Annotated in this window: 9 protein-coding genes and 1 pseudogene; 2 read left to right on the forward strand and 8 right to left on the reverse strand. The window is 69.4% G+C overall.

Features of this window, described 5'->3' with window-relative positions:
• Nucleotides 1–112: 112 nt before the first annotated feature.
• Both IT306_24855 and IT306_24860 read right to left on the reverse strand, forming a co-directional pair.
• Nucleotides 113–1,558 (reverse strand): aldehyde dehydrogenase family protein, encoded by a 1,446-nt coding sequence (locus IT306_24855; protein MCC7371672.1) that lies wholly within the window; start codon nt 1,556–1,558, stop codon nt 113–115.
• A gap of 275 nt (nt 1,559–1,833) precedes the next feature.
• The gene (locus IT306_24860) at nt 1,834–3,327 is read right to left on the reverse strand and encodes an aldehyde dehydrogenase family protein (GenBank protein ID MCC7371673.1); all 1,494 of its coding nucleotides are present in this window, start codon (nt 3,325–3,327) and stop codon (nt 1,834–1,836) included.
• 266 nt (nt 3,328–3,593) lie between these two features.
• On the opposite strand from IT306_24860, the pseudogene IT306_24865 reads away from it, so the two are divergent.
• A pseudogene (locus IT306_24865) lies at nt 3,594–5,078 on the forward strand (aldehyde dehydrogenase).
• A gap of 98 nt (nt 5,079–5,176) precedes the next feature.
• On the opposite strand, the gene IT306_24870 reads toward IT306_24865, so the two are convergent.
• On the reverse strand, nt 5,177–5,842 hold the full coding sequence (locus IT306_24870; GenBank protein ID MCC7371674.1) for an MBL fold metallo-hydrolase: 666 nt from the start codon (nt 5,840–5,842) through the stop codon (nt 5,177–5,179).
• A 125-nt stretch (nt 5,843–5,967) separates the two neighbouring features.
• Between IT306_24870 and IT306_24875 the strand changes: the two genes are divergently transcribed.
• Nucleotides 5,968–7,167 (forward strand): hypothetical protein, encoded by a 1,200-nt coding sequence (locus IT306_24875; GenBank protein MCC7371675.1) that lies wholly within the window; start codon nt 5,968–5,970, stop codon nt 7,165–7,167.
• Between the two features lie 70 nt (nt 7,168–7,237).
• On the opposite strand, the gene IT306_24880 is transcribed toward IT306_24875, so the two are convergent.
• The 5 genes from IT306_24880 to IT306_24900 are packed head-to-tail and all read right to left on the reverse strand — an operon-like array spanning nt 7,238 to nt 12,547.
• Nucleotides 7,238–8,425 carry a hypothetical protein gene (locus tag IT306_24880; GenBank protein MCC7371676.1) on the reverse strand — a complete coding sequence of 396 codons (1,188 nt, stop codon included), beginning with the start codon at nt 8,423–8,425 and terminating at the stop codon, nt 7,238–7,240.
• A 50-nt stretch (nt 8,426–8,475) separates the two neighbouring features.
• Nucleotides 8,476–9,531 (reverse strand): LLM class flavin-dependent oxidoreductase, encoded by a 1,056-nt coding sequence (locus tag IT306_24885; protein ID MCC7371677.1) that lies wholly within the window; start codon nt 9,529–9,531, stop codon nt 8,476–8,478.
• 58 nt (nt 9,532–9,589) lie between these two features.
• Nucleotides 9,590–10,666 (reverse strand): ABC transporter substrate-binding protein, encoded by a 1,077-nt coding sequence (locus IT306_24890; GenBank protein ID MCC7371678.1) that lies wholly within the window; start codon nt 10,664–10,666, stop codon nt 9,590–9,592.
• A 53-nt stretch (nt 10,667–10,719) separates the two neighbouring features.
• Nucleotides 10,720–11,508 (reverse strand): ABC transporter ATP-binding protein, encoded by a 789-nt coding sequence (locus tag IT306_24895; protein MCC7371679.1) that lies wholly within the window; start codon nt 11,506–11,508, stop codon nt 10,720–10,722.
• 19 nt (nt 11,509–11,527) lie between these two features.
• Entirely contained in the window at nt 11,528–12,547 is a 1,020-nt protein-coding gene (locus IT306_24900) for an iron ABC transporter permease (protein MCC7371680.1), read from the reverse strand.
• Nucleotides 12,548–12,561 lie beyond the last annotated feature (14 nt).

Consider the following 12,561-nt stretch of genomic DNA (forward strand, 5'->3'; position numbering starts at 1 on the left):
CGTTGGCGACCACGCCGACTGACACTGCCACCATCCCCGCGGGCGACGGCGGCAGGTCAGGATGTGCGTACGGCGGCCGGCCAGTCGCCGCACGCTGGTCGGGTGTCGGTTGCTACGAGGGCAGGGCCACCACCACCGACTTGACCTCGGTGTACAGCTCCAGCGCGTAGTGCCCCATCTCACGGCCCCAGCCAGACTCCTTGTAGCCGCCGAATGGCAGCGCGGCGTCGAAGACGTGGTAGGTGTTGATCCAGACCGTGCCGGCCTTGAGTTCGGCCGCCAGCGCGTGGGCCTTCGCCACGTCCTTCGTCCAGATGCCGGCCGCCAGGCCGTAGGTCGTGTCGTTCGCGATGCCGGCCAGCTCGTTGATGTCGTCGAACGGCAGCGCCACCACGACCGGCCCGAAGATCTCCTCCTGGACGATCTTCATCTCCTGCTTGGCGTCCACAAGCACCGTCGGTTGGAAGAAGTAGCCGCGCTCGCCGAAGCGGCTGCCGCCGACCAGCGAGCGAGCGCCCTGCTCCGCGCCAGACTGGAGGTAGCCGGTCACGCGCCGCAGCTGCTCGTCGGAGATCAGCGGCCCCATCTGGGTGTCGGGGTCGAAGGCGTTGCCGAGCTTGATGCCCTCGGCGGCGTCCGCCACGCCCTGGGCGACCTCGTCAAAGACCTTCCGCTGCACGTACAGGCGGGAGCCGGCGTTGCAGCACTGGCCGTGGTTGAAGAAGATCGCGTTGGACGCCCCGGCGATGGCGGCCGGCACGTCGGCGTCGTCGAACACGATGTTGGGTGACTTGCCGCCCAGCTCCAACGAGACCTTCTTGAGGTTGCCGGCCGCCGCCTGGACGACGATCTTGCCGACCTCGCCCGAACCGGTAAAGGCGACCTTGTCCACGTCCGGATGCGCCGCCAGGGCCGCGCCGGCCGTCTCGCCAAAGCCGGTGACGATATTCACGACGCCGTTCGGGATGCCAGCCTCGGCGATCAGCTCGCCGAGGCGCAGGGCCGTCAGCGGTGTCTGCTCGGCCGGCTTCAGCACCACCGTGCAGCCCGTCGCCAGGGCCGGGCCAAGCTTCCAGGCCGCCATCAGCAGCGGGAAGTTCCAGGGGATGATCTGCGCGACCACGCCAATCGGCTCGTGGCGGGTGTAGGCGAAGAACCTGTGGCCCGGCAGCGGGATGTTCGAGATCGGGATGGTGTGGCCCTCGATCTTCGTGGCCCAGCCGGCCATGTAGCGGAGCAGATCGACGGCCAGCGGCACGTCGGCGGCCCGGGCCACCGCCACCGGCTTGCCGTTGTCGAGCGCTTCGAGCTGGGCGAACTCCTCAGCGTTCTGCTCGAGCAGGTCGGCCAGCTTCCAGATCATCCGGCCCCGCTCGGACGGCGAGACGCTCCTGCGCCACGGGCCGACCTCGAAGGCCCGGCGAGCAGCCGCGACGGCCTTCTCGACGTCCGCCTTGTCGCCCTCAGCCACCTGGGCAATGACCTCTTCGGTGGCTGGATCGAACACGTCGAAGACCTTGCCAGACGCCGCCTGCACCCACTGGCCGTCGATGAGCATCGGGCGCGGGCTGCCGACGAACTCGGCGACGTTCGCGCCCAACCCCGGCCTGCTCTCTGTCAGTACCACGGTGTACCCCTTCTCACTCGCAACGTTCGGTCTGGTGTGGCGACCAGCAAGCGCGAGCACCAGCCTGCGCGACTACTATGGCGCAGACCACCCTGACTATTCAAACACGGAATATTCCGTGTTTGAATAGTCAGGGTGGACGGGAAGCTTCTCTGGGTGTGACGGGCGGCGCCCCAGCAGCGCGCCCACGACCATGGTCACCGCGTCTACAGCTGGATCACCACCGACTTCACCTCGGTGTACAGCTCCAGCGCGTTGTGGCCCATCTCCCGGCCCCAGCCGGACTGCTTGAAGCCGCCGAACGGCAGGGCCGGATCGCCGACGTTGTAGCAGTTGACCCAGACCGTCCCCGCGCGCAGCTTCGCGGCCACCCGGTGGGCCTTGCGGACGTCCGTGGTCCAGATGCCGGCGGCCAGGCCGTAGGTCGTGTCGTTCGCCCGCTGCGCCACCTCTTCGATGTCGTCGAACGGCATCGCCGAGATGACGGGGCCGAAGATCTCCTCCTGAGCGATCCGCATGCCGTCCTGCACGTCGGCGAAGACCGTCGGCGGGACGAAGTAGCCGTTGGCCAGCTCGCCCTCGGTCAGGCGCGCCCCGCCGACCGTCGCCCTGGCCCCCTCATCCGCCCCAAGCTGCAGGTAGCTAGTGACCCGCTCGATCTGCTGCTGCGAGACCAGCGGCCCGATCTGCACATTCGGATCGAGGCCGTTGCCGACCTTCAGCTCTGAGGCGAAGTTCGACAGGCGCTCCACGAACTCGTCGTGCACCTTGCGCTCGACGAAGAGGCGTGTTCCAGCGCTGCAGATCTGTCCGGAGTTGGCGAAGACCGCCATCGCCGCCCCGGGGACGGCTGCGTCAAGGTCGGCGTCGGCGAACACGACGTCTGGCGACTTGCCGCCCAGCTCCAGGGACACCCGCTTCAGGTTCAGCGCCGACGAGCGGATGATCTCCTGGCCCGTCACGTGTGACCCGGTGAAGGCGACCTTGTCGACGTCGAGGTGCCGCGCCAGGGCCGCGCCGGCCGTCTCGCCGTAGCCGGGCACCACGTTGACGACGCCATCGGGAACCCCAGCCTCCTGGCACAGCTCGGCGAAGCGGAGCGGGGTCAGCGGCGCCTCTTCGGCCGGCTTGAGGATCACGGTGCAGCCCGTCGCGATGGCCGGCCCGACCTTCCAGATACAGGCGCCGAGCGGCCCGTTCCAGGGGATGATCGCGCCGACGACGCCGACCGGATCCTTGAGGGTGAACGAGACGTACTCGCCGGGCAGCGAGTTCTCGATGGTCTCGCCGTGGATGGCCGTCGCCTGTCCAGCGTACCAGCGGAGCATCCCGAGCGCCCGCCGCCTGGTGGACATGGTGCGGCTGACCGGCGCGCCCATGTCGAGCGTGTCGAGGGTGGCAAGCTCCTCGAAGTGCTCCTCCACCAGATCGGCCAGTTTGAGCAGGATCGCCTGCCGCTCGTACGGCTTGACCTTGCTCCACGGCCCCTCGAACGCCGCCCGCGCCGCCCTGACCGCCCGGTCGATGTCGACGGCGTCACCCTCGGCGACCGTCGCGAGCACCTCCCCCGTGGCCGGATTGACGCTCTCGAAGGTCTTGCCCGAGGCCGCGTCGACCCACTGACCGCCGATCAGCATCTTCTTCGGCGTGCCGTCCAGGAACGGATGCCGCGTGTTGGCCCATGCGCCTGCTAGCGCCATCGCGCCTGACCTCCCACCCCACCCGCAGCCCCATGACGAACGAGATTACTACGGGCTAAACTGCACGCTTAGCTATGTATAATACCAGCGCTCGTGGGGAACGGCGGGTACGGAAGTAGCCGCTCGCGCTGCGGCCCAGAGCATCTGCGCCGGGCCGAGTGCGCGCCCGAGCGGCCGGCGAAGACCAGGGCGCGACCTCGACCTTGATACTCTATTCAAACTTTGAATAGACTGTCAAGGAGCTTTCCGCAGGGAGGACTAGCATCGTGGCAGTGAGCGCTCCGCCTCAGACTCGGGCCCCTGGCATCCTCGAACAGGTTCCTGACGGTGTCCAGTTCATCGGGGGCGTCTGGACCCCCGCGAAGCACGGCGAGACCATCGCCGTCATCAACCCCGCCTCGGGCGAGCATCTGCGAAGCGTGCCGCGCGGCGGCGCCGACGACGTTGCCGAGGCCGTGTCGGCGGCGGCGGCGGCGTTCCCGAAGTGGCGCGACCTGAGCGCCACCCAGCGCGGCAACCTGATCCGCCGCTGGGGCGACATCTGCAACCAGCACGCCGAGGACATCGCGATCCTCGAGTGCCTGGAGGTCGGCAAGCCGTTCAAGGGGCCGGCCAACGTTGGCGACCGCGCCATCTACTTTGCCGGGCTGGCCGACAAGCTGACCGGCGACACGCTGCCCTCGGCCAACCCGAACGTGCTCGGCATCACCCTGCGCGAGCCGTACGGCGTCTGCGGCAGCATCGTCCCCTGGAACTTCCCGCCCCACCTGATGATGAGCGACGTGGCCCCGGCCATCGCGGCTGGGAATACCATCGTGGTCAAGCCACCCGAGGACGCGCCGATCACCTGCCTCTACCTGGCGAAGCTGGCGCAGGAAGCTGGCATCCCGGACGGCGTGATCAACGTCGTCACCGGCTACGGCTCCGAGGCCGGCTCGGCCCTGCCGCTGCATCCGCTGGTCCGCCACATGAGCTTCACCGGCTCGCCGGAGACCGGCTCGAAGGTGATGACGGCCTGCGCCCAGCGGCTGATCCCGCTGCACCTGGAGCTGGGCGGGAAGTCGCCGCAGGTCGTGCTGCGCGATGCCGACCTCAACGCGGCGGTCCCACACATCGTCCGCAACTTCACCAGCAACGCCGGTCAGGTCTGCGTGGCCGGGACGCGGCTAGTGGTCGATCAGTCGGTGCGCTCGCAGATCGTCGAGGCGATCGCGGCCGAGATGGAGCGGGTGCGGGTTGGCCACTGGTACGAGGACGTGGACATGGGGCCGCTGATCTCCAAGAAGTAGGAGAATCGCGTGCTCGGCTACATGGACGTCGCGCAGCAGGAAGGCGTCCAGGTGGTCGTCGGCGGCAACAAGCTCGGCGGGGCCAAGTTCGACAACGGCTTCTTCGTCGAGCCGACGCTCTTCGACAACGTCAAGCCGGACATGCGGGTCGCCCAGGAGGAGATCTTCGGTCCCGTCCTCTCGGTGATCGAGTTCACCGACGTGGACGAGGCGGTCCACATCGCGAACGGCACCCGCTACGGCCTGGGCGCGTCGGTCTGGACCCGCGACATCCAGCGCGCGATTCAGCTCGCGAAGAGCATCGAGTCCGGCCAGGTCTACGTCAACCAGTACGGCTCGGCCGGCGTCATCGGTGCGCCGTTCGGCGGCTACAAGAACAGCGGTTTCGGCCGGACTGGCGGCGTCGACACGATCCTGGAGTACACCCAGATCAAGGCGGTGGTGTTCAACGCCGGCCAGTAGGCCCGATGCGTGTCTCTGGCGGCAGGCGTGGCCTGCCGCCAGAGACACCCCACACCAGCCGGTACGCCTGACGCGCTGCCAGTCGTTGCCGGCCGTCTCTACCGGGCGCGCATCGCCTCGAGGATCTGCTGCACCAACGGGTTGTGGCGGCGCTCGAAGCCGATGGTCGTCTGATCCATGTGGCCCGGACGCACCACCGTATCCTCAGGCAATGGCATCAGCCGGCTCATGATGCTGATCATGATCCGCTCGAAGCTGCCATCGGGCGAGTCGAACTTGCCGACCGACCCCTGAAACAGGGTGTCGCCGCTGAACAGCACGCCGTCGGTGTAGAAGCAGACGCTGCCCGGCGTGTGCCCGGGCGTGTGGATCACCTTCAGGTCGACGCCCGCCACCCCGACCGTGTCGTCGTGTGCCAGGAAGTCGTCGGGCTCGGGTGACGGCCGCTCGTGCCGCCCGAACATCCGCGGCGCCGAGGCCGGCATCCGCCGCGCGATCTCCAGGTCGTCGGCGTGGAGCAGGTACGGCGCGCCGGTCTCCTCCTGGAGCGCACGCACGGCCATGATGTGGTCGAGGTGCCCGTGCGTGCAGACGATCTTCTTGATGGAGACCTTCATCTCCCGCGCGAGCGCCTGAACCTCGCCGACCTCGTCGCCGGGGTCGATGCAGATCGCCTCGCCGGTGCGTCTCGACCCGACGATGTAGCAGTTGGCCTGAATCAGTCCGACCACCGTGTGGCGGATCATCAGCTCGGTGGCGTCCATGTGCCCTCCCCATCCCTCTCGTCGCGCTGGCGTCGCTTGACGCGCCGCCCCAACCCGGTATTCAATCGATGAATACTACGCCGGTGTCGGCCTGTCCGCGCCGATCTGAGGAGAACTCCTCTCCCATGACTGCCCACCAGACGACTCCCACTCCTCTGGCCGAGTCGGCTTCGCTCGCTGAGCGGCGCGCGGCCCTGCTGGCGGCCGTTCAGGCCCTTGCCGCCGAGTTCGCCCAGGATCGCCAGCAGCGCCAGCGCCGGCGCGAGCTTGACCCGGCCGATGTCGACCGCCTTCGCGCGGCCGCCTACACGCTGACCGCCGTGCCAGTCGAGCAGGGCGGCCTCTGGGACACGCTGGCGGGATCGGCCCGCCCGGTGGCCGCCGTCCTGCGGGCGCTGGCGCACGGCGACTCGTCCCTGGCCCTGGTCTCGGCGATGCACCCCTCCATTCTCTCGCCCTGGCTCGCCTCGACCAGCATCGCGGACGGCGACGAGGAATGGCAGGCGCAGCGAAGCTGGATCTTCCAGACCGTCAAGGATGGCGACCTCTGGGGCACTATCACCTCGGAGCCGGGCAGCGGCGGCGATCCTGGGAAGACCAAAGCCGTCGCCGTCCGCGACGATGGCCCGACGGGCTGGCGGCTCACGGGCGTCAAGCATTTCGGCAGCGGCATGGGCATCATGTCGTACATGGTGACGACGGCCATTCCGGAGGGCGAGACGGCTCCGGCCACCTTCTTCCTGAGGATGAAGGGCGTCCCCTGGGACGGCTCGCAGGGCGCGACCCTGACAGCACCCTGGGACGGCCACGGGATGGTCGCCACCCAGAGCCACGGCATGCGGTACGACAGCTTTCCGGCCACGCGGCAGGCCTGGAAGGGCACGCGCGATGCCATCGCCTCGCCGGCCGGGGCCTTCGACAACTTCGTGTTCACGGCGGTGATCGTCGGGATCGTCGAGGTCGCCTTCGAGACGGCCCGCGCGTCGCTGGCGAAGAAGGCGGGCGCCCTGCGCGCCTACGAGCGGGTGGAATGGTCGCGCGCGGAGCTGGACGAGTGGACGATCCTCCAGGCGTTCGAGGGGATGACCCGCGCGATGGAGACGAAGGCCCGCCCGAACCGCGACATCCTGAAAGGCAAGACGGTCATTGCCGAGCTGGCAGAGTCGGCGCTGGGCCGGCTGTCGAAAGTGATCGGCGGCGGGACGTTCGCGCGGTACTCGCCCTTCGGCTACTGGAACGAGGATGTCCGCGCGCTCGGGTTCCTGCGTCCGCCCTGGGGGTTCGCCTTCGACCGCCTGTTCGACGGCTCGCTGCCGACGGGATAGGGACGGCCGGGACGCCCCCTCGTCGGCTGAAGCGCTCGCCCACACGCCCTGTGGGGCGAGCGGGGCGCCTTCAGCGCGTCTGCAGGAAGTGCAGCAGCATCGCACGGTCCTCGCGCGACAGTTTCGTGTACCGGTCCGAGGCCAACGCCGCCTCGCCACGGTGCGCCCCGATGGCCGCCTCGATGCTTCGCGCGCGGCCGTCGTGCAGAAAGCGCTCCCGCTCGCGGAGGCCCCAGAGCGGCGTGGTGCGCCAGTCTCGACCGCCCGCCTGCCCCTGCACGATGCCGTCGTTGAGCGGCGCGCCCATGTCGTGCAGCAGCAGGTCGGAGTAGAGGCGGACCTCGCCGTTCGGCGTCGAGAGCGACGGCGTGTGGCAGCTCGCGCAGCCGACCTGCGCGAACAACGCCTCGCCGGTGGGGTGCGCCGGCGAGGTCGGCGCGGGCAGCGATGCGACGAATGCGGTCAAGGCCGCCACGTCCGCACCGTCCATCTCGGGTGACCCCGCCCCGTTGCCCGTGCTGGCGGAACAGGTATCGATCTGACCGTTCGGGGGCAGGAGATCGACGGAGGCGAGCGGGCTGGTGATGCCATGCTCGTTGCGGAGGGCGTCCGCCGAGAACTGCTCCAGCGTGGCCGTGTCCGCCTTCCAACCGAACCGCCCGACGCGCTGCCGGCCGCCGGCATCTATCACCAGATGCGGCCGGCCGTGGGTACCATCCTCGCGCGCAATGGCTCCGGCCAGGATGACCTCGTCCGGGATCTGGTCGATCAGCCCGAGGCCGAACAGGCCCGGCGTGTTGCGCTCGACGGCAAGCGCGGCCTCGGCCGGGACGCCGGGCGTCAGCGAGCAGGATGCGCCCAGCTCCGAGATCGCGTGGGCCCGGGCAATCGGACCGCCGCGCTCCAGCAGCGGATCGAACGTGCCGCCCGTCTGCCGCCCGACGCGGGTGACCACCGCCAGGCCGCCGCGCCCCATCCCGCCCGTGCGCGGGGTCAGGTGGCAGCCGGCACACGACGTCTCGTTGTAGAGGGGGCCAAGCCCCTGCTCGGGCGTCAGCTCGGCGGTGAAGAGTATGCGCCCCCGCGCGACGACCTCCGGGGCCGGTGCAGGCGCCGGCGGAGCGTCCTGGGCGGCGGCCGGCGCTGCCGACAGCCACGCAACAGCGGCCAGGACGCCGATCACCATGATGGTCGCCAGCGCACGCCCACGGCGTGCCCGGGCAAGCGCCCACTGCGGCCCCCACGCCGCTTGCGTCATCGTGCATCCGCCGAGATCACTGGACCGACCTCCTGCGAGGTTCGAGGCCGTCAGCCGGCCCCGAATGCTCCTGCATGATGCTCCACGCGCGCACTCGCTCGCACGGCAGCATCCGTGACCTCCGTACCAGGGAAGCGCGGCATCACCTCGGCTGCGAAGATCTCCAGGGACTGCCGCAACAGCGGCCCCGGCAGATACCCAAAGAAGGCCGGCAGCAGGTTCAGGTACTGCATGCCCAGCCGCGCGTGCAGGCCTGCGATCCGCGCAGCGACCGTCTCCGGACCGCCGACAATGGCGACCTCGGCCATGAACCGCTCTGGCTCCAGCTCTTCCTCGGCGATGACCCGCCGTGACCGCGCTATCCCGACCTGGCGGAGCTTCGCCGTCAGATCGAGGATCGTCGGCCAGACCTCGCGGCGGGCCTGCTCGTCGCTGGCGCTGACGTAGACGAAGCGCCCCACCGGCACGGTTGCGATGTCGCCGCCGGCCTCCGCGAAGAGGATCATGGCGCGTTCGACCGTCGTCAGCGACTGGATGCCGTGCTGAATCAGCCGGTGGCCGGCCGTCGCCGCCCACCGCACTGACTCATCTGTGTACGCGCCGACGTAGATCGGCGGGGTCGGCTGCTGGACCGGCTTCGGCTCGACGGGGAACACCTCGCCATGCAGCTCGACGGTGTCCTCGGTCCAGCAGCGCCGCATGAAGTCGAGCGTGTCCCGAAACGCCTGGGTGTTGTCCGCCAGATCGACCCCGAACGCCTCGAAGTAGCGCCCGTTGTTGCCCCGCGAGATGCCCACGTCGATACGTCCGCCGGACAGCACGTCCAGCGATGCCAGCTCCTCGGCCAGCCGCAACGGATGGTGCAGCGGCGCGAGCAGCACCGAGAACCCGATGCGGATCCGTGAGGTGGCCGCCGAGAGCGCCCCGGCCAGGATCAATGGTGAGAGGCAGAGGCGGCCCCGTCCCGCCTCCGGCCGATTGAAGTGCTCCTCGTTGATCCAGAGCCCGGCGTACCCGAGCGCGTCGGCGAGGCGGGCAAGATCGAGGAGATCGCGCGGATCGCCAGACTCCAGCCCGCCGCCGCACCCAGACAGTCCAAACTGCATCAGCGCACCTGATCCGTGTCGGCCGCCCGGCCGGTCTCTCGTGGAGTCGCCGCCGCGCTCACAACTGACCGCTCAGGATGTCCGTCACCTGGGCATCGGTCAGCTCGGTCCTGAAGATGTCGCGGTAGAACGCCTTGACCTCTTTCGGCAGATCGACGCCGGGCAGGCGGTCGCCGTGGATCTTGCTGGCAGCCCACAGCACCGTCATCGGCTGCTCGGTGGTGCGGTTCCCCCAGGTGTGGGCCGCGATGGGAGCGGTGTACACGCGCCGATCCTTCACCGCCTGGACCGGTGCGAGGCGGGCATCGTTGAACACGCCCTGCGCGTCGGCCGGCGAGTTGACGAGGATCACCTGCGGATCCCAGCGCAGCAACTGCTCGATGGTGAACGTCAGGCTCTCCGCCTTCATGTCCTCACGCGTCACGCTGCGTCCGCCGGCCGTCTCGATCCACCACTCGGCGATCGCGTGGGGCTGGGTCAGCGTGGCCGGCGTGAAGTAGAGGACGCGCGGGCGCTGGTCGGCAGGGATGGCCGACGTCTCGCGGTGGACCCGCCCGACAACCTCGTCAAAGGTCTTGACGTACGCCTCGGCCCGCGCCCGCTCGTCAAAGATCTGCCCCATCAGGGTCATCACCTGCTTGACGTCCTCGGGGTCTCGCCACTGGAGCAGCACGACGCGCAGGCCAGCCTTCTCAAGGGGCTCCACCCGCGGCGGGTCCATGGTGAACACCACGTCAGGCTCGGCCTTCAGGATCTCTTCGACGTTCGGATCGTTGTTCGAGGCCTGCATCATCGGCTTCTCGTTGATGCCCGGCGCGAAGAGGCTGTGGTAGCGATAGCGCGGCGTCCGCGCGAACTGGGGCAGGCCGTTGACGATGGTGTCGCCCTTGCCCACGGCGAAGATGAAGCTGTTGATCACCGGCACCGAGCCGACGGTCACGACCCGCTTGATCTGGGCCGGCAGGCTGACCGACCGGTTGCCCATGTCGGTGACGGTGCGCTTCGACGCGCCGGGCGCTGCCTGCGGGGCGATCGACGAGCAGCCGGCGACGAGCACGGCGATCAGCGACACCAGCAGCGTGAGCGCGGCGCGGGCCGGCCGTCGGGCCGCGAACGGACGGTGGATCGAGAACATCGGCAGCTCCTCCTGCGAGCACCGATGCCCGGTGCCTCGCGCTGGTGCGCTGGTCATGCCAGCATCGGTACGCAGACCTTGACGGTGGCCGGCTCGTGCTCCTCGATGGCCGCCGCCACCACGCGCACATCCACGCCGTAGAGCGCGCTGAGGCTGGCGCCCGAGATGACCTCGTCGGGTGGACCCAGCGCGGCGATGCGGCCCTCCTTCATCAGGGCTACCTGATGGGCGCACTCGAAGGCGTGACTCGGAACGTGCGAGGTCATCACGACGGTGTGGCCAGCCGCCGCCAACCCCTTGACCAGCCGAAGCATGCGGACCTGATTGCCGTAGTCCAGGCTGGCCGTTGGCTCGTCCATGACCAGGATCGAGGCTTCCTGCGCCAGCGCCCTGGCGATCAGCGCCAACTGGCGCTCGCCGCCGCTGACCTGGGTACAGGGCCGGGTCGCAAGGTGCCCGATCCCGACGCGCTCCAGCGCAGCCTGGGCGACCTGCCGGTCGTGGGCGGTAGGGGTCTGCATGAAGCCGAGGTGCGGGCTGCGCCCCATCACCACGATGTCCAGCAGGCTGAACGGGAAGACCGTGCTGCTGGCCTGCGGGACGTAGGCCACATGCCGGGCCAGCTCCTTCGCCGTCATGCTGGCGGTGTCACGCCCGCCGATGCTGATGGCGCCGTTGGACGGTTTCGCCAGCCGCACCAGGCAGCGCAACAGCGTGGTCTTGCCGGTCCCGTTTGGGCCGAGCAGGCAGAGCACCTCGCCCGCGCCCACCCCGAACCCGACGCCGTGCAGCGTCGGCGGCCGGCCGGGATAGGCGAAGGACAGCCCGTCCACCTGGAGCAGCACACTCACGGCCGCCCGCCTACACCTTCGCCGTCCGGGCGAGCAGCACGATGAAGAACGGCGCGCCGATCAGGGCCGTCAGGATGCCGAGCGGGATCTCCAGCGGCCCGGCGCTTCGCCCGATGTTGTCCACCAGCAGCAAGAAGCCGCCGCCCATCAGGATCGAGGCCGGCAGCAGCACCGGGAAGTTCGGGCCGACCACCATCCTTGCCATGTGCGGCACCAGCAGCCCGACCCAGCCGATGATGCCGCCGATGCTCACGACGGTGGCCGTCATCAGCGTCGCGCTGACGATGACGATGGCCCACACGCGCGAACGGTCGATCCCGAGCGCCGTCGCCTCGTCACTGCCGAGCGCCAGCACCTGCACCTGCCAGCGCACGGCGTACAACAGGCCGCAGGAGAGCGCAACCGGCCAGACCGCGAACAGCACGTCCCGCATGCTGACCCGGGACAACCCGCCCATCAGCCAGAAGGTGATGGTGGGCAGCGTGTCGACCGGGTTCGCAAGGTACTGCAGGATCGAGATCAACGCCTGGAACAGCGCCGAGATCACCAGCCCGCCGAGCACCAGCACGACGGTGGAGCCAGCGCCGACCCAGCGTCCGATCAGCAACGCCAGACCCGTTGCGACGATGGCGAACACGAAGGCCGATCCCTGCACGGCCAGCCAGGGCAGCTGCAGAACGATCGCCAGCGCCGCCCCGAAGCCGGCCCCGGCCGAGACGCCGAGGATCGCTGGCGAGACCAGCGGGTTGGTGAAGACGTTCTGATACGCCGCGCCGGAGGCCGCCAGGGCCGCGCCAATCAGCAGGGCGGCCAGGATGCGGGGCAGCCTGACCTGCAGCACGACCGTCTCCATCGTGTCGGTCCAGGTCCGCGGCAGCGATACCAGCTGCGAGCCGAGAATGCCGAGCACGGTATCGACCGGGATCGGGTAACGGCCGAGCGGGAACGACACGAGGAAGAGCGCGACGACGCCGACCAGGAGCGCGGCGAGGCGCAGACCGGGGGCGGCGGCAGAGGACGAGGACTGCATGCGAGCACACCAGG

Source organism: Chloroflexota bacterium, assembly GCA_020850535.1.
Taxonomy (GTDB): Bacteria; Chloroflexota; UBA6077; order UBA6077; family JACCZL01; genus JADZEM01.